The organism is Bradyrhizobium betae (assembly GCF_004123905.1).
Taxonomy (GTDB): Bacteria; Pseudomonadota; Alphaproteobacteria; order Rhizobiales; family Xanthobacteraceae; genus Bradyrhizobium; species Bradyrhizobium betae_A.
Window position 1 is genome coordinate 321,832 of record NZ_MZXW01000004.1, and the last position, 23,677, is coordinate 345,508.

General features: G+C 62.0%; 22 protein-coding genes. 15 read left to right on the forward strand and 7 right to left on the reverse strand.

The features are described 5' to 3' along the window. Positions 1 to 71 precede the first annotated feature (71 nt). The 4 genes from trbF to B5V03_RS01670 are packed head-to-tail and all read left to right on the forward strand — an operon-like array spanning position 72 to position 3,247. Positions 72 to 755: a conjugal transfer protein TrbF gene (gene trbF, locus B5V03_RS01655; RefSeq protein WP_129267526.1), complete on the forward strand. Its 684-nt coding sequence runs from the start codon at positions 72 to 74 to the stop codon at positions 753 to 755. Next, the gene (gene trbG, locus B5V03_RS01660) at positions 752 to 1,786 is read left to right on the forward strand and encodes a P-type conjugative transfer protein TrbG (RefSeq protein ID WP_206736106.1); all 1,035 of its coding nucleotides are present in this window, start codon (positions 752 to 754) and stop codon (positions 1,784 to 1,786) included. The genes trbF and trbG overlap by 4 nt, the downstream gene beginning before the upstream one ends. Continuing rightward, positions 1,783 to 3,003, forward strand: coding sequence for a TrbI/VirB10 family protein (locus B5V03_RS01665; protein ID WP_129267527.1), 1,221 nt, complete (start codon positions 1,783 to 1,785; stop codon positions 3,001 to 3,003). Before trbG ends, B5V03_RS01665 begins: the two co-directional genes overlap by 4 nt. Before the next feature lies 1 nt (position 3,004). Further along, positions 3,005 to 3,247, forward strand: a complete 243-nt coding sequence (locus B5V03_RS01670; RefSeq protein WP_129267528.1) for a DUF2274 domain-containing protein — start codon at positions 3,005 to 3,007, stop codon at positions 3,245 to 3,247. Here B5V03_RS01670 and B5V03_RS01675 read toward each other — a convergent pair. From B5V03_RS01675 to B5V03_RS01685, 3 genes are all read right to left on the reverse strand, one after another. Continuing rightward, positions 3,220 to 4,158: a LysR family transcriptional regulator gene (locus tag B5V03_RS01675; protein ID WP_129267529.1), complete on the reverse strand. Its 939-nt coding sequence runs from the start codon at positions 4,156 to 4,158 to the stop codon at positions 3,220 to 3,222. The two genes, B5V03_RS01670 and B5V03_RS01675, sit on opposite strands and share 28 nt — an antisense overlap. Positions 4,159 to 4,259: 101 nt before the next feature. Then, entirely contained in the window at positions 4,260 to 4,892 is a 633-nt protein-coding gene (locus tag B5V03_RS01680) for an acyl-homoserine-lactone synthase (protein ID WP_129267530.1), read from the reverse strand. An 88-nt stretch (positions 4,893 to 4,980) separates the two neighbouring features. Next, positions 4,981 to 5,709 (reverse strand): LuxR family transcriptional regulator, encoded by a 729-nt coding sequence (locus tag B5V03_RS01685; protein WP_129267531.1) that lies wholly within the window; start codon positions 5,707 to 5,709, stop codon positions 4,981 to 4,983. A gap of 475 nt (positions 5,710 to 6,184) precedes the next feature. Here B5V03_RS01685 and B5V03_RS01690 point away from each other — a divergent pair, with 475 nt between their 5' ends. The 5 genes from B5V03_RS01690 to B5V03_RS42985 all read left to right on the forward strand — a co-directional run bounded on the left by B5V03_RS01690 (position 6,185) and on the right by B5V03_RS42985 (position 11,724). Then, complete coding sequence (locus B5V03_RS01690) at positions 6,185 to 6,859, forward strand: response regulator transcription factor (RefSeq protein ID WP_129267532.1); 675 nt, start codon at positions 6,185 to 6,187, stop codon at positions 6,857 to 6,859. A gap of 286 nt (positions 6,860 to 7,145) precedes the next feature. Next, positions 7,146 to 8,159 (forward strand): helix-turn-helix domain-containing protein, encoded by a 1,014-nt coding sequence (locus tag B5V03_RS01695; protein WP_129267533.1) that lies wholly within the window; start codon positions 7,146 to 7,148, stop codon positions 8,157 to 8,159. Between the two features lie 150 nt (positions 8,160 to 8,309). Continuing rightward, complete coding sequence (locus B5V03_RS01700) at positions 8,310 to 9,311, forward strand: SphA family protein (RefSeq protein WP_129267534.1); 1,002 nt, start codon at positions 8,310 to 8,312, stop codon at positions 9,309 to 9,311. Positions 9,312 to 9,707: 396 nt separating this feature from the next. Next, a complete protein-coding gene (locus tag B5V03_RS01705) occupies positions 9,708 to 11,168 on the forward strand; it encodes an amidase (RefSeq protein WP_129267535.1) in 1,461 nt (486 codons plus the stop codon). A gap of 154 nt (positions 11,169 to 11,322) precedes the next feature. After that, positions 11,323 to 11,724, forward strand: coding sequence for a hypothetical protein (locus B5V03_RS42985; RefSeq protein WP_433995324.1), 402 nt, complete (start codon positions 11,323 to 11,325; stop codon positions 11,722 to 11,724). Here the strand turns inward: B5V03_RS42985 and B5V03_RS01715 are convergent. The 3 genes from B5V03_RS01715 to B5V03_RS01725 are packed head-to-tail and all read right to left on the reverse strand — an operon-like array spanning position 11,636 to position 14,926. Continuing rightward, on the reverse strand, positions 11,636 to 12,988 hold the full coding sequence (locus B5V03_RS01715) for an aspartate aminotransferase family protein (protein WP_129267537.1): 1,353 nt from the start codon (positions 12,986 to 12,988) through the stop codon (positions 11,636 to 11,638). The two genes, B5V03_RS42985 and B5V03_RS01715, sit on opposite strands and share 89 nt — an antisense overlap. A gap of 13 nt (positions 12,989 to 13,001) precedes the next feature. Next, a complete protein-coding gene (locus tag B5V03_RS01720; protein WP_129267538.1) occupies positions 13,002 to 13,667 on the reverse strand; it encodes an HAD family hydrolase in 666 nt (221 codons plus the stop codon). Then, a complete protein-coding gene (locus B5V03_RS01725) occupies positions 13,664 to 14,926 on the reverse strand; it encodes a Tm-1-like ATP-binding domain-containing protein (RefSeq protein WP_129267539.1) in 1,263 nt (420 codons plus the stop codon). The genes B5V03_RS01720 and B5V03_RS01725 overlap by 4 nt, the downstream gene beginning before the upstream one ends. A 216-nt stretch (positions 14,927 to 15,142) precedes the next feature. On the opposite strand from B5V03_RS01725, the gene B5V03_RS01730 reads away from it, so the two are divergent. Genes B5V03_RS01730 through B5V03_RS01745 form a run of 4 tightly spaced genes read left to right on the forward strand, consistent with a single transcriptional unit; the run spans position 15,143 to position 19,582 of the window. Continuing rightward, positions 15,143 to 16,627 (forward strand): aldehyde dehydrogenase, encoded by a 1,485-nt coding sequence (locus B5V03_RS01730; RefSeq protein WP_129267682.1) that lies wholly within the window; start codon positions 15,143 to 15,145, stop codon positions 16,625 to 16,627. Continuing rightward, positions 16,624 to 18,012, forward strand: coding sequence for a transaminase (locus B5V03_RS01735; protein ID WP_129267540.1), 1,389 nt, complete (start codon positions 16,624 to 16,626; stop codon positions 18,010 to 18,012). Before B5V03_RS01730 ends, B5V03_RS01735 begins: the two co-directional genes overlap by 4 nt. A 2-nt stretch (positions 18,013 to 18,014) precedes the next feature. After that, positions 18,015 to 18,812, forward strand: coding sequence for an SDR family NAD(P)-dependent oxidoreductase (locus B5V03_RS01740; RefSeq protein ID WP_129267541.1), 798 nt, complete (start codon positions 18,015 to 18,017; stop codon positions 18,810 to 18,812). Continuing rightward, positions 18,809 to 19,582: an SDR family NAD(P)-dependent oxidoreductase gene (locus tag B5V03_RS01745; protein ID WP_129267542.1), complete on the forward strand. Its 774-nt coding sequence runs from the start codon at positions 18,809 to 18,811 to the stop codon at positions 19,580 to 19,582. Before B5V03_RS01740 ends, B5V03_RS01745 begins: the two co-directional genes overlap by 4 nt. 168 nt (positions 19,583 to 19,750) lie before the next feature. Here B5V03_RS01745 and B5V03_RS01755 read toward each other — a convergent pair whose 3' ends face one another. Next, a complete protein-coding gene (locus tag B5V03_RS01755; protein ID WP_129267543.1) occupies positions 19,751 to 20,455 on the reverse strand; it encodes a TetR/AcrR family transcriptional regulator in 705 nt (234 codons plus the stop codon). Positions 20,456 to 20,621: 166 nt separating this feature from the next. Between B5V03_RS01755 and B5V03_RS01760 the strand changes: the two genes are divergently transcribed. Together B5V03_RS01760 and B5V03_RS01765 are read left to right on the forward strand one after the other, a co-directional pair. After that, positions 20,622 to 22,430: an amidohydrolase gene (locus B5V03_RS01760; protein WP_164987716.1), complete on the forward strand. Its 1,809-nt coding sequence runs from the start codon at positions 20,622 to 20,624 to the stop codon at positions 22,428 to 22,430. 14 nt (positions 22,431 to 22,444) lie between these two features. Continuing rightward, positions 22,445 to 23,647: an MFS transporter gene (locus tag B5V03_RS01765; RefSeq protein WP_129267545.1), complete on the forward strand. Its 1,203-nt coding sequence runs from the start codon at positions 22,445 to 22,447 to the stop codon at positions 23,645 to 23,647. Positions 23,648 to 23,677 lie beyond the last annotated feature (30 nt).

Consider the following 23,677-nt stretch of genomic DNA (forward strand, 5'->3'; position numbering starts at 1 on the left):
TGGCAAGAACGCCGCAACCCGGACGCTGCACGTCTTCAAACCATACCACTCGATCTCAGGGGCAATAATCCATGTTCAAACGACCCTCCGTTCATTACGGGCGCATGCCCGAACCGGTCACACCCTACCAAAAAGCAGCCCAGATATGGGATGAACGCATCGGATCCGCCCGCGTACAAGCCAAAAACTGGCGCTTGATGGCGTTCAGTTGCCTGATGCTGTCGGCAGGTCTCGCCGGGGGACTCGTTTGGCAATCGAGCCAAGGATCGATCACGCCCTGGGTGGTCGAGGTCGATCGTCTCGGCCAGGCCCAAAGGGTCGCCCCGGCCAACATCGACTATCAACCCACCGACGCTCAGATCGCCTACCACTTGGCGCGTTTTATCGAAGACGTCAGAGGCCTGCCGGCCGACGGCATAGTGCTGCGCCAGAATTGGCTTCGGGCCTATGATTTTACGACCGATCGCGGCGCGGCCGCGCTCAACGACTTTGCACGTAACAATGATCCCTTTGCCAAGTTGGGTAAGGCGCAGATTTCCGTCGAGGTCTCGAGCGTTATCCGCGCGTCGTCGGAAAGTTTTCGAATCGCATGGATCCAACGCATTTACGACAACGGCTCGTTGAGTTCGACCGAGCGCTGGACCGCGATTCTCACGATCACAATCGAGACGCCGCGCGATGCCGAACGCCTTCGCAAGAATCCCCTTGGCGTCTACGTACGCGCCATCAACTGGTCAAAGGAGTTGGGTCAGTGACCAAAACGACGTCTCAGTTGCATTCAAAGCTGCCCATCCCGCACAGCAAGCTCCACGTGACTTGGTCCAAATTCGTGACCTCTAAGCGTGCGTTTCTGTCCGCTCTTCTGCTTTGTACGTCAACTCTCGGGGGGTGCGCGACCTACAAACCGCCCGAGATCAGCTATGACGCCGAAGTTCCGCCATTGCCCGCCCTTCCAGCGTCCCTTGACGACAGACCGCAGCCGCTTCACGTTCCACCGCCTTGGAAACCCGTTGTTGGCGGCAAGTCGGGAGGGAAGGAAGACCCCGAACCTGTGAGCCGAGTTGAGACCGCAAACAGCGCGGCGCGCGTCGAACCGCGCAAAAAGGGATATTTCAACGCGGCTCAGATCTACGCGTACAGCCCCGGCGCGCTCTACCAGATTTACACCGCGCCTGGCCAGATCACGGATATTGCGCTCGAAGAGGGAGAGCTGTTGACGGGATCAGGACCAATCGCGGCCGGAGACACCGTGCGCTGGGTTGTGGGCGATACCGAGAGCGGGAGTGGTGACACGCGGCGCGTCCACATCCTGGTAAAGCCGACACGCGCTTCGATCGAAACCAACCTTGTCGTTAACACCGACCGACGTACCTACCTGATCGAGCTCCGCTCCCGCGAGCGGCCATACATGCCATCCGTTGCCTGGTATTATCCGGAAACCGTTCGCGAACGATCGCAATCGGTCAAGCTGAGACCCGTTCTTCCCGAACCGGCCCAGCGTGTCTTTCGTTACGCGATCGAAGGGGACACGCCACCCTGGCGACCGCTTGCAGCGTATGATGACGGCCGCAAGGTCTATGTCGAATTCCCGCAAGGGATTGTCCAAGGCGAGATGCCGCCGCTCTTCGTCATCGGCCCCGACGGCAAGACCCAACTCGTCAACTATCGCGCCTCCGGCAATGTGTTGATCGTGGATCGGCTGTTTGCAGCCGCAGAACTGCGGCTCGGTGGTGAGCACCAGCAGAAGGTCAGAATTGTCAGGACTGACGGGAGGCCCTCGTCATGACTGCCCAGAATGGAAACGACCACGGGCAGGCGATTCCGCCGCAAACACAGGACGAGCAGTCTACGAGCTTCCGGTTGAGAGCAGAGCATCCGCGCGTGACACGGTTGTCGCGGAAGGTTCTGGCGGGAGGGAGCGCGGTTGCCTTGCTTGTCATCGGCGGAGCTGTGTTGTGGTCGTTGCAGAGCAATCGCTCCCGAAACCAGGCGGCCGATGAACTCTATAGCACCGACCATCACAACGTCGCCGATGGCCTTACCGTGCTGCCGAGGGATTACGCAGGCGTGCCGCGCCAAGCCATCCCGCAGCTTGGTCCGCCCCTCCCTGGAGACCTTGGACGGCCAATTCTTGCTGCACAAGGTCAGTCTCCGACGATCGGAGTGACGGCTCCAGATATGGAACAGCAGCGTCGGGACCAGGAGGCCGAGGCCGCCCGCGTGAGCCATGTGTTCGCTTCGACGAATGGGAGAGAAGTGCGTCCGCCTGCTGCCGTGGCTCAGGGGAGCGACCGCAATGCTCCATCGATCTCGACCACCAATAGCGACGACGGATCCGCGCAGAACGGTCAGGACAGGAAGCTCGCCTTCGTCAACGCATCCGTTGATCGCCGTACAGTAAGCCCCGACCGCGTCACCAGGCCGGCTTCACCGTATATCGTGCAGGCTGGAACTGTCATTCCGGGAGCCCTGATCACCGGGATCCGATCGGACCTTCCCGGCCAGATCACCGCACAGGTCACAGAGAGCGTTTTCGATTCTCCGACCGGGCGCCTTCAGCTCATCCCGCAGGGAGCGCGCTTGATCGGCGTTTACGACAGCCAGGTCGCGTTCGGCCAGTCCCGCGTCCTGTTGGTTTGGACTCGCCTTATCATGCCGAACGGTCGTTCGATTGTTCTTGAGCGGCAACCGGGTGCAGACGCGGCAGGATATGCCGGCCTCGAAGACGAAGTCGATAACCATTGGGGCGAATTGCTCAAAGCCGCGGCCCTTTCGACGCTGCTTGCTGTCGGCACCGAGCTCGGCGCAGGCTCCGACACCAACAGCAACGACAGTGCCATCATCCAGGCTTTGCGGCACGGGGCAGGGGACTCACTGAATCAAACCGGCCAGCAGGTTGTCCGCCGTAGTCTGAATATTCAGCCGACGTTGACTATCCGCCCGGGATTCCCCGTGCGGGTGATTGTCAATCGAGATCTCGTTCTCGAGCCATACCGAGGGTGAAATGACCAAGCTCAAGATTGGGGCGCTTCCAGACGAAAGACCAGTTAAGGTCAGCCTTGAACTGTCGGCTTCCGTGCATCGAGATCTGGTCGCTTACGCAGCGGCCCTGGCGCGAGAAACGGGGCAGCCGGTCAGCGATCCGAATAAACTCATCGCGCCCATGCTGGCGCGGTTTATGGCCACGGATCGTGGATTTGCAAGACGGCGTCGTATGACTCATTCACCAGACGTCAGCGAAGGATAACGTTCGGCCAGGAGTTTGAGAAAGCCGTCCAGGGCGGGATTGTCATTGTCGGCACGCCAATGCGCTGCAAAATCAAAACGTGTCGACCCGGTCCCATCGCGCAATTCGCGATAGACCAGGCCAGCGAAGCTTGCGCCAACATCTGATTCCAGGACCAAACTGATCCCAAGCTTCATGCTGATAAGGCTCTTAATAATGCCTCGGCTGACGTCATGACGCTCGATCCTGGGGCGATCTTCAGGAGAAACAAGTTTTGATATCAGGAGATCCTCGAGTTCGCGTCCTGGATCGTGCTGGCTCAATAGAACGGTCTCGTTCCGGAGGTCCGTCCAATAGATTGCGCTGCGCGTGGCCAATGGATGATCTTCCGCCAAGGAGACCAGGATGCGCTCACTCCAGAGCGGGCGAACGTTATTGTCGAGCAGCGGCACCTCGCCAGTTACGACCAGAATATCGACCGTGCCGTTGCGCAGTGCAGTTGCCAGACGTGTTCGTGACCGCTCGAAGGTTGCGAGTTCGATTCGAGGCAATCGGTTCTTGAATTCGGTTAGTGTTGCTCGCAAATTTCCCGCGGAAATGGAGGTGCAAAAGCCGATCGAAAGGCGGCCTGCTTCGCCTCGCCCATTCGATTTTGCCGTTGCGACAAGCACATCGACTTGCTCCAGAATTAACCTGGCCATCCTCAGAACGCTTCGTCCAGCCGGCGTTGGCTTTACGCCTCCGCCCGAGCGCTCGAATATGGCAACGCCGATCAGATGCTCAAGCTGACGAATGGATCGGCTCAGGATTGAGTGTCGAATGGACAGCAGCTCGGCGGCTTGCCGAATACTCCCATAGTCTGCGGCTGCTACCGCAAATCGAAGCTGCTGCAGGTCAACCGCGTGCTCCCGGGACGTCCGTGACTGGTCCATTTTCTCGTTTTCACAATTTCCGAAGCGGACGGATGCATTTCGTCGTGCTGCAGGCAGCAATTTCGTTGAGAACTAACAGAACTGCTTGTCTCGCGATTGCGTCACGCGACGGCGAGAATGACCGGTTCCCAAAGGACGGGGCCGGTGAAACCACCGGCGCAACGGATCCCAGCCAGTATCTCAGGGGATATCTCGAGACAGCCAGCAACGGCCAAGGTATTTCCAAGGTTGCACGGGTTGCCCAGGCGTCGTAAGGGCCAGCCGGCGCGGCGCAGGATTCGTTCCATTCGAGCGTCGGTTACCGTGACGATATCGGTAAGTTTTCGCGAGAGGCCGAACTCGATCATGCCAGCGAATAATTCATAGGTTGCGCAAGCTAGAGCGTTCTTCCCCTTAGGAGCATCTGCCGCTACATCCAGTGCGAATCGACTGCTTTCCCATATTGAGCGCTGTGAGGGTGCACTTTGACCTGCGAGAAGTATGGGAAACGTATCACGAAGCATGGTAGGCCCGACAGAAGGCAGGAGTCGAACGCAACCTTGTACACGCCCGTCGGTTGCTATTTGCACAAGGTAGGCTGGATGGAGCGCGTCGAAACTGTCGATTTCCATATCTCCACTGGTGTGGACTTCCCAATCCAACCGCTCCTTGAAAACTCGATGGCGGAGCTGGTGCATCGCGACAAGAGTTTGGGAAAATTCCCCATAGCATCGCTCGGTGATAAGCTGAATCATAATTGCCTCCAAACAGCATTTGTCATGCCTTATGGAAACTCGCTTCGTGATCAGGGGCACCTCCCCTCCCTAGGGGGGGAGTCCCGCCTTAATTGTGCTCTTCTCCTTTTGCAGCCGCCAGGCGTGTCGCCGCTTGCACGATTGTACGCACCCCCAGCTTTTCCTTCGCACTATCAAGATAAGAGGTCACGGTGTGACGTGAGATACCCAGGATGAGTCCGATCTCCCAGGAACTCTTGCCCTGTGCAGCCCATTTGAGGCATTCGAATTCGCGTGGAGAAAGAGGGACCTCGCCTATCCTATGCTCATCAGTGAGCTTACGGCGAACATGCGCATGAAAATATATTGCCATAAGCTGAAGGACTCGGGCGTGCGAGTTGATACAGAGTTCAAACGACGCCTCCCGCTGGTCGGCAGCAAAGGTCAGCGCCGCAATCGGACCACGCCCGTCATGAATGGGAACTGTGAAACCAGTTCGGATGCCAAACTGAGAGGCTTCATCTAGAAGCCGCTGTTGCTCAGGCGAACCGAAGGGCGATGGTAAACCAACTCCCCACTGAAAAGGCTCCGGGCTTTGGAGTGCTTGCGTGATGACCGCATCGATACGCTCATATCGGCTTCTAAGGTAATGTGAGGTCCACTCCTCCGGATATGTTGTAATCAAGCGTGGTTTACCGTGCCGTTGGCGGGGCAGCCCTAGATATGCGAAGCAAGATAGGTCGAGGGCTGCAGCGGTCACGGACATTGCATCAGAGAATCCGGCCAGATCCTCAGCGGCTGACAAGCGGTCAATGAATCTTTGGAAGATGCGGTGCATTAGGACGAAGGGCCCTACTTTCACCTTGTCGTGCCCATTGTTCGAACGTCATCTGTCAGGCGATTCACATCACCACGATCGCTGAATCGGCCATAAGCGCCGTGATGAACCGGCAGCGCAGGAGCCAATCACTATCGATGCATTTCCAGATTTTGAACGCTCTCCGGTCAGGCGACGATCTAAATCAACAGCGAATTTCGACGATTGAAGTGAGGACGTCTCCGACGCAGCGCATTCATTCCTGGTCCGGCATTCGCTTCGGAAACAGCATCAAGCTTCAGCGTGCGCCCAATGGCCGGCAATCAACCGGATGGTGGAGGCTTGCGACTGGTTACTTGGCTGAAACTGCATCAGGCTTGTGTTCGATAATTGCTTGGCCCGTAATTTGCTTGACTAAGCGGCGCGTCTGTCACAGCTTTGCTGGCCATGCGACGCGCAGACGTCCGCCATCGGAGAAACATTCGGGAGGTAGGTCATGATTGCGTGGTTGGGCCGGTCGGATCCGGCAACGACGCAGGCCGCCCAGTTCGCACGAGGGATACTCGAGGGGTGCGCGACCGCGTTTTACGAGGTCGACAGCGACCTCAATCTCAATCGCTTTGTGCTCTCAAGCGGCGTCCCGTCGGGCTTTCACGACCAGTATCTGGCCGGCATGAACCGGCTCGATCCACTGCATCCGCGTTCCGCAACCAATCAGCCGTTTGCGCGGCTCAGTGTCACCATCGGTCAATGCGCCACAAAGGAAGCGCTCACCTACCGCACCTTCGCCGGACAATGTGGTATCGCCGACATAATCGAATTCTTCTTCCGCCGCAACGATCGGATCGTGGCGGGGATGAGCGTGCTTTGGGGATCCGGCTGCAGGATCCCCGACGGCACCATGAACATCGCCGAGAAGATCCACGATTATCTCGAGTTCAATGTGACCAGCCGCCTGGCGCCTTCGCCGGACGAGCCCGCGCGCTATGGCCTGACCTCGCGTGAGCTCGAGGTCGTCGAGCTGCTCTGCTGCGGCCGGACCAATCGCGAGATTGGCGAGTGCCTGAATATCGGCCTCGCCACCGTGAAGACGCACCTGATCCATATCTTCGAGAAGCTCGGTGTCGAGACCCGCTCGGCCGTCGTCGCGCTGATGTCGCGGCCGCACTGAGCCTGACCTCGCTGAGCCTTGCCTCACCGAGTCCTGCCTCCACGAATCCCATCCACCATTAGGTTGATGCAGCCGCATGCGCGGTGAGAGAGTTTCGAGATCGGCGTCTTTTTCGGCAGTGTTGGCGAGCGGCTCCCGCTGTGACCAGCAACGCTGCAAGCGCTTGGCTATTGAGGCCGATGCGGCCGCCGACATGATTTGTTTCCGGTGGTGCGCAAGCTGTCCACCCAAGGGTTGATTGTTACCGTTCGACACGCTCGCCAAGCTCGGTCTCGGGGAGCGCTTCATGGCGGACGTACCCGTTTCCAAGATGGAGTCTGGCAGCGTCATCGGTGTGTCGGTGGTGGAGTCCGTCGATGCGGCGGACCATGCCGGCCGCTTCCACGGCTGGGACCTGCGGACGGACCAGGTGTCGTCCGGGCGTTTTGCCGGGCGCCTCGTGATGATTCGGCTCGGCGGTCTCGAGATCATCAGGGAAACCACCTCGCAGGCGCTGATCAAGCAGGGCTCGGCTTGGCCGGATTCACTCGTCTTCAGCCTGCCGCTGGCGGCCTCCAACGCGGGGCATTTCAACGGCCGGCCCTTGGCCTTTCCGAATGTATTGCTCAGCGACGGGGCGGACCTGCCGCCCTTGCTGACGCCGACGCAGCTCGATGTGGTGTCGATCGCGATTGCCCGGGACCGCTTGGCGTCGTTGCTCGAAGCGCTCGGCGAGAGGCGGGCCGCCGACTTCGTCGCCGGTCATCGCCAGCAGAATCATTGCTTCAGCGGATTGCCCGGCGGGCTATCGACACTCCAGCATGGTTTTCGTGAGATCTGTGATCAGGGGGATCGACTTCAACCTGCGATCGGATTTGCTCGCGCGCGAGCGTCCCTCGAAGACACCGTCGTTGATGCTCTCGCTGACATTCTGTCAGAAAACGCCTGGAGCGACGTCAACAGCGTGACCGCGCAAAAGCGGATTGTGGATCGAATCAAGGAGTACGTGTTCGCGCATGTCGATGATCCTCCGAGCATCGCCGAGCTGTGCCGCCATGTCGCCGTCAGCCGCCGGACGCTGCAGGGCTGCTTTCAGGATGCGCTCGGTCAGACGCCCTTGCATTATCTGCGCATGCTGCGGCTGAACGCCGTGCGCCGCGAGCTTCGTGCGCTTGCAGCGGCCGGGCGGCCGGTGTCGATCGGCGATGTTGCGGCGCGATGGGGCTTTTGGCACTGGAGCCGCTTCACCGAAAACTATCGGCAGCTGTTTGGCGAGCTGCCGTCGCACACGGTGCGGCGTGTTCTATCTGCATCAGTTTAGGAATTTTCGCATCACCGCTCCGCGTTTGCCGAATCCGGCTAACGCCGGTCAAGGGCCCGTTTCAAGATTTCGCCCGCAACTGCTGCGCCGCGCGCAATCGGTCGTCGATCGGAACGTGACCGACGCAGCGATAACGGGGATGGGGGCAACATGACGATCAACGGACGAATTGCTGCGGCGGCACTTGTCGCGGTCAGCGCGGGCGCAACCAGCGCCAATGCATTCGAGTTTGGTTCCTCGGGCTTTGCGCAAAAGCCCGGGATCACGCTCGGTGGCGGAACGGCCGGCGCACCGCCGCCCGGTCTTTACAGCTTCAACCAGGTTTTCACCTATCAGTCGAACCTTGTCGGTCCCGGCGCGCCGAATGTCGGTGGCGCGGCGACGCCGGCGCGTTCCGCAGTCGAAGCGTCGGGTCTGTTGTGGGTGCCGGGCTGGACCTTATTCGGCGCGACCTATAATGCGGTAATCGTGCAGCCCTGGATCATGGCGGACGTCGGCTCGCCCATCAACGTCCAACTGGCCGGCATGCATAACACGTTCATCGTGCCGGCGGAGTTGAGCTGGAAGCTCGGCGACAGCGGTTTCTTCGTCAAGACCGGCCTCGGTATCCATGTGCCGAACGGGTCGATCAGCGGGCCAGCCGGACTGAACAGTGTCGGCAATCCCTGGTGGACCTTCCAGCCCGAACTGGTGGTGTCCTATTTGAAAGACGGCTGGAATCTGACGGCTAATCTGTTCCAGGAGATCAACACCGCGAACTCGATCACCGGCTATCGTTCCGGCGACGTCTTCCACGCCGAATTCACGGCCGCCAAGACGATTGGCAACTGGACGTTCGGGCCGGTGGCCTATTATGCGGGCCAGGTGACCGACGACAAGTCGAGCGCGTTCTATGGCAACGCGATCAACGTCAACCGGTACAACAACTGGGCCGGCGGCGGTTTGGTCGGCTACAATTTCGGGCCGGCTGCGTTGACGGTCTGGGCCACGCATGAATTCTCCTCGACGGCGTCCGGCGGCACCGCCGGCCCGCCCGGCATCGACACCGCCGCGATCACCAAAGGTTATTCGGTGTTCGCCAATCTGAGCTTCCGACTGTGGGGACCCGATGCGCCTCCGCCGCCGACCAAGCGGCCGACGTTCACAAAGTAAGATGCTCTCCCAGTAAAGCGGGCGGCAACGCCGCCCGTTCTGCAGCGTGCAATGGGTAGCCAGAAGGGAATCGCGATGATCGCGGTTCACTGACGGCTGCCTTTTGCTGTTCAAAACGTGCTCGGCCGAGAGCATCCACCGGATGGTGGATTGCTCGTAACCGCGATATGCCGAACTCTTCGCTGATCAAGCCGGCCGGTGCTTCACCGCTCTGCGTGCGGCGCGGCGAGAACTTTTCCCAACCGAGACATTGATGCACATGGACAGGACATTCGCCGACACGGTCTTCCGCAACGGCCGGATCTACACGTCGAACGCGCAGCAGCCTTGGGCGAACTGCGCCGCGGTCAAGGCCGGCCGGTTCGTTGCCGTTTGCAGCGCGGAAGGGACACCGCGATGAGCGAGATCACTTACGCCACGGCTGCCGATCTCGCCAAGATGCTCGCGACAGGTCGGATCAGCGCCTGCGAGTTGTTGGACGAAAATCTTGCGCGGGTGCGGCAGCTCAATCCACGGATTAACGCCGTGGTGGCGCTGGACGAAGAGGGGGCGCGCAGATCGGCCAAGGAGGCGGACGCGGCGCGGGCCCGTGGCGCCTCCCTCGGCCCGCTGCATGGCGTGTCGATGACGATCAAGGACGCGTTCGCCGTCACCGGCATGACCGCGACCTGCGGGCTCGAGGCGTTGCGCGACTATCGCCCGGCGATCGACGCGGCCGCGGTCGCGAAGCTGCGCGCGGCCGGCGCGATCATCTTCGGCAAGACCAATCTACCCCCGGCGGCGGCCGACCACCAGTCCTGCAACTCCCTGTTCGGGCTGACGCGCAATCCCTGGAATGGCGACCGCACCGTTGGCGGCTCGTCCGGTGGTTCGGCGGCGGCGCTGGCGGCCGGCTTCACGCCGCTGGAGCTCGGCAGCGACATCGGGGGGTCGATCCGGGTGCCCTCGCATTTCTGCGGGGTCTACGGCCACAAGCCGAGCTACGGCATCGTGCCGCTTGACGGACATATCCCGCCGCCGCCTGGCCATTTGTCGGAGCCCGAGCTCGCTGTCGTTGGTCCGTTGGCACGCTCTGCGTTCGATCTCGAACTGATGCTCGATTTGATCACCGGCGCGCCGGAGCTGAAGCGGACGGCGTACCGCCTCGCGTTGCCGCCGGCGCGGCACACGGACTTGCGCGACTTCCGGGTTGCTGTCTGGAATGACGCGAAGGCCTATGCGCTGGATGGAGCATATGCCGCCGCGATCGACGGGTTGGTCGAGGACCTGACGCGACTTGGGGTGAAAGTCGACACCGCCGCGCGGCCGGCGATCGATCCGGCCGAGAGCTTTCGCGTCTACATGCAGACGTTATTCGGTATCATCGGCGTGGGTGTCCCGCCGCCGGCGCGCGATGAGATCATCGCAGGTGGTAAGGCTGCGCCGGAGGGCAGCTATCCGCGCATGGTGGCGGAGGCGATGAGCCAGAGCCTCGCTCAGTTCGCCGATGCCGCCGAGGCGCGCGAAAAGCTGTTCCGCGCCTGGCGCGCGTTCTTCACGCGCTATGATGTGCTGTTGTGCCCGATCACGCCGACGGTCGCGTTTCCGCATGATGTCGCGCAGATGGACATGGCTGCGGGGTTCGAACGTCGGATCGTCGTGAACGGCCAGCCGTCGCACTACATGGACAATCTGATGTGGCCCGGCCTGGTGACGGTAGCGAACCTGCCGGCCACTGCGATCCCGACCCGGCGGCTGGTGGAGGGGCTTCCGGCCGGCGTCCAGATCGTCGGTCCTTACCTCGAAGACCGCACGCCGCTGAAATTCGCCCAGTTGCTCGAACGGGCACTCGGGGGCTTCATCCCGCCGCCTTTGTGAGTATGCCTGCGACGGACGGTTGGATCGGGGAGCGGGATGGCCCTGATGTCGCGGACGTCGTGGCTCCGGAGCGGTGCTTGCCGCGGAGATCGTCATCATGCCGGCGTTGCATGCGGAAACCAGGGTTTCTCCACCGGCGTCGGCGTCCCATCCGATGGACGGCCTGACCGCGGGCGAGATTGTTGCTGCCGTCGACCTGCTGCGCAGCACCGGAAAGTTCGACGCCGCCGCGCGGGTCGTGTCCATGACCATCGACGAGAATGCCAAGGACGAGATACGAGCCTTGCGGCCGGGACAGCCTTTTACACGCCGGGCGGTGGTGACGCTGCTGGCAGCCGGGAAACTCTACGAGGCACGGATCGATCTCGTAGCGCACAGTCTGGCCGGATGGGATGAGATCAGGGATCGGCAATCGGCGCTGACCGGAACGAACGCCGCTGTTCGCGCGGGCCATCGCCTGCGTCGCATCAGGTGGCCGCCGACAGGCCGGCGTCGATGCCTTGGACGATTGTCGCGACATCGGCCGCCAATAGGATCAGGGGCGGCGACAGGATAATATTGTTCCCGGAGACGCGGATCATCACCCCGGACTCGTAGGTGGCGTCGGCGATCCTGGCGATCAGCTTCTTGTCGATCACCTTCTTGCTGTCGCGGTCGGCCACCAGCTCGATCGCGGCCATCAATCCCTTGCAGCGGACGTCCCCGACCAGCACATGCTTCGATTTCAGCCCTTCGAGGGCGGTGGCCAGCTCCTTGCCCCGTGCGGCGGCGTTCTCGTCGAGCCTGAGGCGTTTCGTTTCGGCGAGCGCCGCAATGCCCGCGGCGCAGCCGACCGGATGCCCGGAGTAGGTGTAGCCGTGCCCGATCGAGCCGAAGCCGGTGCTGTCGGCCTCGAACGCTTCAGCCACCTTGTCGCCGATCATGGTCGCGCCGAGCGGGAAATAGCCCGAGGTGATGGCTTTGGCGATCGTCATCATATCCGGCTTCACGTCCCACAGCCCCGAGCCCGACCAGGCGCCGGTCCGGCCAAATCCGGTAACGACCTCATCTGCGATCATCAGGATGCCGTGACGGTCGCAGATCTCGCGCACGAGCGTCATGAAGCTATCGGGCGGCACGATTACGCCGCCGGCGCCGAGCACCGGCTCCATGATGAAGGCTGCGATCGTGTCAGCGCCCTGGAAGGCGATCTCATCCTCCATCGCCGATGCGCAAAGCTGCGCGAGCTTTGCTGGATCGGTTTCATTGAACGGATTGCGGTAAGTCCAGGGCGCCGGGATGTGGAACACTCCCGGAAGAAGCGGCTCGTAGTTGCGTCGGAAATTGGCGTTGCCATTGACCGAGGCGCCACCGAAATGGGTGCCGTGATAGCCTTTCTTCAGCGCCAGGAATTTGGTGCGATCGCTTTGCCCCTTGATCTTCCAGTACTGCCGCGCCAGCCGCAGCGCGGTCTCCACCGAATCCGACCCGCCTGACGTCAGGAAGGCGCGGACCATACCTTCCGGTTTGAACCATTCGGTGAGCTCGTAGGCGAGCTCGATCGACGGGCCGGTCGAGGTGCCGCGAAAGCCGGAATAATAGGGCAGCGCATCGAGCTGGTCCGCGATCGCCCGCTTGATGGGATCGCAGCTGTAGCCGAGATTGACGTTCCAGAGCCCACCGACGGCGTCGATCACCCTGCGGCCGTCGATGTCGGTGACGTGCACGCCGTCGCCCTTCATGATGATGCGGGGCGGCTGCGCACGCATCTCGGCGGGATGCGCCATCGGATGCCAGATCGGCTTGGCGTTGTTCTCGATCAGGAAATTCTTGTCGCGCATGGTCTCTCTCGGCTCAGTCGAAGGTCAGTCCAAAATGCCGCAAGGCTTCGCCGTATGACGCGCGAGGATTCCTGACGTCGAACAACACGGTTCGCATGCTGCAGGCGGCGGCGCCCGCGATGTTGCGACGTTGGTCGTCGACGAAGACGCAATCCTCCGCGGCGAGCCCAAGCCTGTCGAGCACGTCCTTGTAGGCTCGCGGATCGGGCTTCAGGATACCTGTATGGGTCGCATCGACGATTGCAACGAAACGCTGCAGGATCGGCAGTCGGTGCCGGAAGCTCGCGCCATAGAACAGATCGAGCTCGTTCGAGAGGATGGCGAGCATGAAGCCGGCGTCATCGACCATGCGGATGGCACGGTCCGCCTCGGGACGAATGACGGTTGCGGGATCGGCGCCGCGAGCGCGCTGCACGAACGTGTCCATCGCTTGCCAGTCCTCGCCGAGCATGTGCCCGACCTCGCGGCTGCGCGTCAGCCAGTAGTCGCGCTCGGAAATATCTCCGCGCTGCATGGAGGCCCAGAGAGGATCAGTGTCAGGCGCAAAGGGCCCGAGCCATTTCAGCGTGCAGGGCGGTAGGCCCAGTGCCTGCTCGGTCAAATCATGGGTCTCGAACAGGGTCTTTGAGATGACCCCGCCGAAATCCAGCACCAGCGCGCGGGCGAGCGGCGGTTTCACGCGGCGGCCGTGGCCTGGCCGGCCGGCACGATGCCGGCCGCCACCCATCGATCGAAAATCTGCAGCACGCGCTCGGCGAAGGCGGGGTGGTTGATATGCTCCTTCAACTCGTGAAGTTCCACAGGGGAAGCGATGGCCGAGCGCATCTCGGAGACGAACGCCGTCAACCCTTCGGGATCGTGCAGGGACTCACCCTCGCGGTCCCATTGCTGGATGCCGCCTGCCGGCAGCACGAACGCCACCGGCGCCTTGGCTTGCGCGAGCTTTTCGGCAATCGCGCGTGCGATCCGGCGGCGGTCGTCCGGACCCGACGTCGCCGAGGCGAGCAGGCGGTTGTGGGCGTGGAACGGACGATCAGCCAATTCCTTCGGCGTCGGCAGCCAAGCCGGAAAGTCCACCATGTCGATGGCGCCGGGCGCGACGATCTGCGGGATGCCGGCCTTGCCCGCATTCTCCAACCTATCAGGGCCGGAATTCACCACCGAGCCGGTGAGCTGGTTGGCGAGTTCCTGCAGGCTCAAATCCAGCACCGCGGCAAAGCCGCCTTGCGCGGCGATCGATTCCATGGCGCGGCCGCCCATGCCCGTGGTGTGGAAGATCACGACCTCATAGCCGCGCCGTTCAAGCTGCGGCTTCAACTCCACCATGTAATTGAGACAGCTCTTGCCGAGCGAAGTGATGGCGACGACGGGCCGGTCCTTCTTCGGTCGGATCGCGCTGCGCGCTGCGCCGACGATGGCGCCGCAGGCCTGCGCCAGCACCGACGTGCAGGTGCCGTTGAGGCCATAGAGGCCGCCGGCCCACAGGATCATCATCAGATCGGCTGCGATCCGCTCCGGCGGGATTAAGTGCGAGAATGCGACCGTCGAGACCACGAGCTTCGGCATGCCGAGCGGCAACGCCAGCGCTACGTCCAGCGCGAGATCGGTCCCCATGGTGCCGCCGATGGCGATGACCGCATCGATCGCGTCGGCCTCAGTGAGTTCCCGGGCAAGGGTGGCGGCACCGCGTGCCATCGCCGACATCGCAGAGTTCTCGTCACCGCTGGCGAGGATCGCGGCGATGGTCGTCTGCGTGGCCGCGGCGACGGCATGCTTGTCGTGCTGCGGGCGGTAGGGCGGATCGCCGAGCACGCTGATGTCCATCATCACGGTCTCTCCGCCGGCCCGCGTGATGCGGTCGCGCATGAAGAGTAGCTCGTCGGCCTTGGTGTCGCCGGTGCCGATCAGGAGGATTCGCGGTTTCATGGTTTCGGGCATGACCTGGCAGCACTCACCGATGGCTGAGGGAAGAATGGAACGACGGGCCTGCATCAGAAGGCCGGACATCAAGGCTTGGTCGCACGCTATGAGCGGCGGCTGCGGAACGACATCCACCCATCGGTTGATTGCCGCTCGGCCGTCTGTTTTGGCAAGGATCAGACCATGCGAGCGGCGCACCTGACGCTGCTCATGCCAATGGACAACTCAGCCGACATGCAGCAAGTCCAGATCGATCAATTGAGGTCGGCAGTCATTCCGCCCCAGCAGCTCTTTCTCGGTGGCCGGCCGACGGATGCGCTCGGTGATGCGCGGCTCGACGTGCTGTCGCCGATCGATGGGCGGCGCCTGACCACCATTGCCGACGGTGACACCCGCGATATCGATCTGGCCGTGAAACTTGCGCGACAGGCGTTCAGCCATGGCGGCTGGTCGCGGTCGGCGCCGGCGTATCGGAAGAAAGTGTTGCTGTGCCTTGCGGAGTTGATCGAGCAACATGCGCTCGAGATCGCGGTGCTCGGCGTCCGCGACAACGGCACTGAGATCGGCATGGCCTACAAGGCGGAGCCGCTATCCGCTGCCGGCACCTTCCGCTACTATGCCGAGGCGATCGACAAGCTCTACGGCGAGATCGCGCCGACCGGCCGCGACGTGCTCGGCCTCGTGCATCGCGAGCCGCTCGGCGTCGTCGGCGTGATCGTGCCCTGGAATTTTCCGCTGATGATCGGCGCCTGGAAGATCGCGCCGGCGCTGGCGGCCGGCAATTCGGTCGTGGTGAAACCGCCGGAGATCGCCTCGCTCAGTTTGCTGTATCTGGCGCGGCTCGCCAGCGAGGCCGGTTTGCCCGACGGCGTCCTTAACGTCGTTACCGGCCGTGGCGCCTCGGCCGGGGAGGCGCTGGCGTTGCATATGGATGTCGATGCGCTGGCGTTCACCGGCTCGGGTGCGGTCGGGCGACGGCTGCTGGAGTCCTCGGCACGCTCCAACCTGAAGCGCGTCCATCTTGAGCTCGGCGGCAAGTCCCCGAACATCGTCTTCGCCGATGCGCCCGATATCAGTCACGTGGCAAAAGTGTCGGCGAATGGCATCTTCCGGAATTCAGGCCAGGTTTGTGTCGCCGGATCGCGGCTGCTGGTGCAATCATCGATCTACGACCGGTTCATGGATCAGCTGCTGAGCGCGACCGCGCGCCTTAGGGTCGGCGATCCCCTCGATCTGACCTCGGACATCGGCGCGATCTCCAGCACCTCGCAATTGCGCCGCAATCTCGATGCCGTTGCGCTGGCGCAGGAGCAGGGCGCTCGGCGACTGATCGGCGGCGAGCAGCTCCTGGCGGATAGCGGCGGTCACTTCATGTCGCCAGCGATCTTGGCTGATGTCGCGCCTCGGATGAATCTCTGGCGCGAGGAGGTGTTCGGCCCGGTTCTCGCCGTGACACAATTCGAATCCGAGGAGAATGCCGTGGCACTTGCAAACGAGTCCCCTTACGGACTCGCGTCGGCCGTGTGGACCGGCAGCCTCTCGCGCGCGCACCGCATGATTCGCGCCATCCATGCCGGGGTCGTGCACGTGAATGCCTATGGCGGGGCAGATATCACCGTGCCGCTGGGGGGGTTCAAACAATCCGGCTTCGGGCGCGACAAGTCGCTGCACGCGCTCGATGCCTATACCGACCTCAAGACCGCCTGGATCGCGCTATGAGCATCACAACCGAAGAGCGCGCCGGAGTCATCGATCGCCTGATCGATGCCGAGCAGGAACGCTTCCGCAAGATGCATCCGCGCTCCGCGGACGCCTGGCAGGAAGGCAAGCGGCACTTCCTTTACGGCGGCCCTTCGCACTGGATGCGGCGTTGGGCCGGCGGTTTCCCCGTTTATGTCGACGAGGCCAGCGGCGCACATATTCGTGACATCGACGGCCACGACTACATCGACTTCTGTCTCGGCGACACCGGCGGCATGTGCGGCCACGCGCCTGAAGCGGTGATCGACGCGGCACTGCGTCAGCTCAAGCGCGGCGCGACGATGATGATGCCGACCGAGGACAGCCTGTGGGTCGGTGCCGAGCTGTCGCGCCGGTTTGGGCAGCGGCATTGGACGCTGACGACCTCGGCGACGGATGCCAATCGTGCGGCGATCCGGATCGCGCGGATGATCACCGGCCGTCCCAAGGTGCTGGTGTTCTCGGGTTGCTATCACGGCGGCGTCGAGGAGGCGCATGTCGAAATCCGCGATGGCCGCGTCGGCTTGCGGAACATGATTCATCCCAACGGAATCGATCACGACACCGTCACGCGCGTGGTGGAGTTTAACGATGTCGCGGCGCTCGAGGCGGCGCTTGCGCATGGCGACGTCGCCTGCGTGCTGGCCGAGCCGCTGATGACCAATTTCGGCATGATCCCGGTCGATCCGGGCTTTCATCAGGCATTGCGCGAGCTGACGCGGCGGAGCGGCACGGTGCTCGTGATCGACGAGACCCACACGCTGTCCTGCGGCCCTCGCGGCTACACTGGAATCCACGCCCTGCAGCCCGACATCTTCGTCGCAGGCAAGGCGATCGCGGGCGGCATTCCGGCCGGCGTGTTCGGGCTGAACCAGGAGATCTCCGAACGTCTCTGGGCCATAGTGCCCCATGTCAATCCGCGCGAGCGCCAATCCGCCCATCTCGGTTTCGGCGGAACGCTCGCCGGCAACGCACTGACGGTCGCAACCATGCGCGCGGTGCTGGAAAAGGTGCTGACCGACGAGAACTATAGCCGCATGATCGCGACCGCGACCCGGCTTGCCGACGAGATCCGTGGCTTGATCGAGGCCAATCGTTTGCCCTGGCATGTCACCCAGATCGGCGCGCGTGCGGAAATCATGTTCATGGCGCAGCAGCCGCGCAGCGGCGCCGATGTTATCGCCGGCCGGCAGGCCGGCCTCGAGACGTTGCTGCACGCATTCTACATGAACGAGGGCATTTTGGTCACGCCGTTCCACACCATGCTGCTGATGTGTCCGGCGACGTCGGATGCGGACATTGCGCTGCACACCGCGGTGTTCGTCGGTTTCATCGATCTCCTGCGCAAGACCGGAGTGATCTGACCATGCCGCGTCCCTTCGACCTCTCAGGCAGGATCGCCATCGTGACCGGCGGAGGCAGGGGCATTGGCGCGGCCATCGTCACGCGCCTGGCGGATGCCGGCGCCACCGTCGTGATCGCCAACCGCACGCGGGAGGTTGCGGAAGTCCTCGCGGCGGAGCTTGCGATCAATGGATTGACGGTGCATTGCGTGCCGTTCGATGCGCTCGACCGTGCCAGCCTGCACGCCATGGTCGACCGCGTCGCAGGACGATATGGCCGTCTCGACATCGTCGTTCACAATGCTGGCGGCTGTCCGTGGTCATCGCTGGAGGAACTGGACGAAGCCAAGCTGGAGGAGGCGCTGGCGCTGAACCTCAATGCCAGTTTCTGGTTGGCGCAGGCCGCTATCTCGCACATGCGCGCCAACCGCTTTGGGCGCATTCTCGTGACGTCCTCGGTGTCCGCGCGTGTTGCGATGGGTGGTGGCGCGCATTACTCGGCGGCGAAAGCCGGCGTCAACGCCTTCATCCGCGGCGCGGCGTTCGAACTGGCGCGCGACGGCATCACCGTCAACGGCGTCGAGGCAGGGTTCATTGCCAAGCCGGGCCGCGGCACGATGAGCGCGCCGGAGACGCGAGCGAAACTCGAGCGTTTCGTCCCGGTCGGTCGGATGGGGAGTGCCGACGATATCGGTTACGCGATGCTCTATCTGGCTTCCGTCGAAGCGGGATACATGACCGGGCAGACCATCATCGTCGATGGCGGCAGCACGCTGCCCGAGACCGGCTTTGCGGTGGAGCGGCAATGGGGGCTTGGATGACGGCGCGGCTCGCGGGAAAAACCGCATTGATCACGGGAGCGGCGACCGGCATCGGTCGGGCGACCGCGTTGACGTTTGCGCAGAACGGTGCACGCGTCGTGCTGTTCGGCCTCGGTGACGCCGAACTTGAGATGGCGGCTACGGAGGCGGGTGGGCACGCGGTCGCGGGCGACGTTACGAAGAGCGCCGATATCGTGCGGGCCATCGAAAGATGTGGCCAACGGCTCGACATCGTAGTCAATGCCGCGGGTCTTATTATTCCGGACCAGCCGCTGGACGTATCAGATGATGTCTGGGCGAGGACGCTCGACGTCAACCTGACCGGAACAATGCGGGTGTGTCGCGCTGCCTTGCCTCTCTTGAAGCAGCAGGCAGGAGTGATCGTGAACGTCGCTTCCGTCGCAGCCTTCAATGCGAGTCCAGACAGCACGAGTTACGCGGCGAGCAAGGCGGCTGTGGTCGCCTATACGCGCTCGCTGGCTTTCGCGCACGGCGCCGATTCTATCCGCGCCAATGCGGTAGCGCCGGGCTGGGTGCGGACGCCGATGAGCGCCTACGAGATGCAATTGCTGGCGGAGCAGAATGACACGACGGCCGATGCCGAATTCCGGTCTGTCGAACGGCGGATCGCGCTGGGGCGTATGGCCGCGCCTGCCGAGATTGCTGCCTGCTGTCTGTTTTTAGCGTCGGACGAGGCTTCATTTGTCACGGGCGCTGTTCTCGTGGTGGACGGCGGTGGCCGCTCTCCCACACACAGTCGCGCTATTTGATGCAGGTAATCAGGCGAGCATGGGAGAAGCGAGTTTAGCAGGCGGTTGGGGGGCCGACCTCCTTCGCTATATGCGGGCCTCGATCGCCGACCTTGCGGACGCCTGCAAGCTGTCGCGCGGCGCGCTCTACCATAGACCACTTTGGGTCTCCGGGTGAGGCGAGCTTGGTCAGGAGGAGTTCTTGGATCTCGGGCCCGGGGTCGCGGCGGCTAGACTAGGTCGTAGTTCCAGCCACGGTCTTGAAGCCGGAGCGCGCAAGGCCTCGCAAAATACATGGATAGCTATCGATACAAACTGGTCTTCGCCTATTGCGGAAGACTGAAGCCAATCGAGGTGACCCGATCCGAGTAGTTGTGCGAGGCCGTGCCCTGCAGACCAAAGCATGCTGGTCAGGATTTCGAGAGGCGCCGCCGGCAACAGGCCGGCTGTTTGACAGGCTACGATTGTCTTGGCGAACTGGCCGAATGATGTGTCCAATGCCGTTCTGACATTCTCGAGCTCGTTCCAACGCTCCCGCATAGTGGGGTCGAACATGACAATGTAAGCCGCCCTATTGGTTCGGGCGAAATTCACATAGGCGAGCCCCGCCGCAATGAGCCGTTCCCAAGGGTCATCGCCGGCTAGGGCCATTTCCCGATCCTGAATTTGGGCTAGTTCGGTAAAACCGCGGGCCGCGATATCGGCGAGCAGGGCGTCCTTGCTGGCGAAATGCCGGTATACGGCCGAGTGCCCTACGCCCGTCATCTCCGCGATCTCGCGGAGATTGAACGACGGAGTCTGCCGTTGCCGCAGGAGCGACATCGCGGCTGCTAACACGGCCTCGCGCAAATTGCCGTGGTGGTGGCCGTCGGGCATCTTCTTTCGGATTTTCATCGTCGGTCCGGCTGTGAATAACCGTTTCTGCAATACTTGACAGCCACTGTCAAAACGGCAAGTCTCGTGAAGTGACCATCGGTCACTTAACCTTAAACCTTGAGAGAGGCCGATGCGAACCGTAATTCATGGAGGTGAAATCCTTACGCTAGATGCGGCATCGCCCATGGCCGAAGCCATGGTGATCGATGGTGACACCATTCTCGCGACCGGAGACTTGGGCTCGATGCTCACAGTCGCGGGCCAAGGGGCGGAGCGTTTGGACTTGCGCGGCTCGACCGCCATGCCCGGTATTATCGACACGCATCCTCATTTCCTTCACTTTGCAGCCGTCGTTGGCATGTCTGTCGATATTCTCGACGCCAAGAATCATGACGACATCGCCCAGCGTATCCGAGAACGTGCACGGACAGTGCCAGCCGGCGAATGGATTATTACCACCCCGGTCGGCGAGCCTCATTATTTCACCAGGAGGAGCTGGCGCGATCTCGCCGAAGGTCGCCTGCCGAACCGTACGCTGCTCGATGTGATCGCGCCGAACCATCCGGTCATGATCGCCGCGTGGGGTCCGCGCATTCCGAATGTCTGTGCCATGAATACCGTGGCGATGCGCCGTTTAGGGATAACCGCTTCGCTACCGTCCCGCGTGAGCGATGTCTGGATCGAAAAAGAGCCAGATGGCGAGCCCAGCGGCATTTTTCGCGGCAGCGTCACCAACTACTACAATCCTGATCCCTTCTGGCTATCCCTGATGGTCAACCTTCCGATGCCGACTGTTGATGACTGGAACCGTGGTGCGCGGCTGGGACAGCTTATTGCCAACAGCCGTGGTGTGACAGCAGGCTATGAGGGGCACGTCATGGCACCGGAGCACATCGAAGCGTATCGGCTTATGCGCGAAGCCGGTGAAAGCACGCTGCGCGTCATGAGCTCGCTTGAAGCAGCGCAGTCATTCGATTATGGGCTGGGGACTTCAGAGGAGGACTGTCGCTCCAACTTTGCTTTAGCGCTTCGCTCGAGGTCTGTGCAGGACGATCTCTTTCGCATCAACGGTCTTACGCTTTCGCGCGGAGGTCCGTGCTGGCCAGGGTTTCTTCGCGCGGACAAAACGATTCGAGATCCCTACGGTCGTGCAACGCGGGGACACACCTTCGTGCCTCAGAACATCGAGCGCGAGGCGATCGAGTTCTGCCTGAAGAACGACCTACGGCTAAACATCGTTCAAGGAGCATACCAGGACCATCGCGAGTTTCTGGAATCGCTCGCGCCCTTCCTGAGTTCTTACGACATTCCATCCAAGGGGTGGATCATGCAGCATAACATCCTCATCAGCCCGGAGACGATTCGACGCTATGCGGAGCTTGGCTTCCATCTGTCGACGAGCATGAGTTTCAGCTGGGGGAAGGGCGACCTCTACGCTGAGCGAATTGGAAGAGACTGCTTGAGCGACCTCATCCCACTGGGGCGGATGATGGATTCGGGAGCGAACGTGACGCTCGGCAGTGATTGGGGGCCGGCAAGGCCTTTCGAGCACATCGCTTTCGCTGAGACGCACGAGTTTGCAGGTTCAGGCCATCGGAACCTTCAACCTGGCATGGCGGTGTCGCGGCTCCAGGCTCTGAAAGCCTGGACCAGCTCGGGCGCGACGCTGATGAATTGGAGCGGGATCGGCGCATTGCGCGCAGGCTATAAGGCCGACATTGCGGTCGTCGATCGTAACCCGCTGACCTGTGACAACGATGCGCTTCCCAAAATCCGGGTGCTGAAGACGCTGCTCAACGGCCGCGAAGTCTACGATACAGGCGATTTATCCCTTGTCGCAAAGGTCGACCTTCCGGAAGAGAGGCGTTCGCCGCGGGTCGACACCTTTGCTCGCGCGGCAGGTCCGGCTGCCTGGAAACATATCTGCGGTCCGGCTTGTTCCCACAGCGGGCGAGCATCGGCGGGATCGATGTCAAGTCAAGAAGTGCAGTGAGGGTGAGGGGCGACATGAAGACAATTGAACGCGTGAACGGCGTCGGAATAGTGCTGCTGTTCGGCAGCTGCATGACCATCTTGGCATCCATCCTGGTGGTCCCTATCCTGGTCAAGTTCCAGGCGGCCTACGCCTCGGTCAAGAACGTCGAATTGTTGGTGGCGTTGGCGCTGATGGCGCCTGCATTCGTCACGGCGATCGCTTCACCCTTCATCGGCACAGTCATTGACCGTTGGGGGAGCCGCAGATTTTTGGTATGGGGCACAGCGCTATACGCCGTCTCCGGCGTCGCTCCGCTCTGGCTCGATGGCATAACTGAAATCGTCGTCTCTCGGTTCATTTTCGGTGCCGCTGAAGCCATCGTCATGACGTGCTGCACGTCCATCATCGGTACTCACTTCAAAGGACAGGAGCGCGAACGTTATCTCAATCTGCAAATGCGCTTTATCGGCGTGGGCGGCACGATTCTCTTTGTGGTCAGTGGCGCTCTCGGCGAAATGAACTGGCGGCTGCCGTTCGCGCTCTATGGTCTCGCGCTGCTCCTGATTCCCTTCCAACTTCGACTGCCCCCCCCACCATACGCGCCGCGCACGGATACGCTGGGGTTCGCAGCTACACGGCCGCCAAAGTCCGCGCTGCTTCCCCAGATTACAGTCATGCTGGTGGGCATGATCGCCGTCTACTTACCGCCGGTCCAGTACCCGTTTCTGCTCGCGGACCTGGGTATAACATCGACTCAGGCCATCGGAATGGGGGCCGCTTTCGGAGTTCTTTCGGCTGCCGCGGGAACGTTGCTGTGGCCCGTTTTACGGAGGCGATTCAATACGCAATCGATCAACGTCTTGGTCTTTGCGCTGCTGGCAGTGGGGATTTGGTGGCTGTCGCGCATCACCAGCTATGCCGAGAGTTTCGTCGTCCTCGCAGTAAATGGTCTTGGTGCTGGGATGCTGATTCCCAATGTCATGGCCTGGACGATGGCCGCCGCAAAGCCCTGGCACATGGGCAAGGCAACCGGGCAGGTTTACTTCGGTCTGTATTTCGGTCAGTTCTTGAGCCCACTGCTCATCGCGCCGCTGGCCGCGTCGGTCGGCGGTCTTCGCCCCGCAATGGTCGTCGTCGCTGCCGCGATGGCATTGGTTGCCTTGATCGGCCTCGCCATCGCGCGCGAGTCGACCTTACGCGAGCGGCGAGATACCGCAGCCTCACTCAAATGGTAACTCGACTGCATAGCCACGAAGCATGATTGG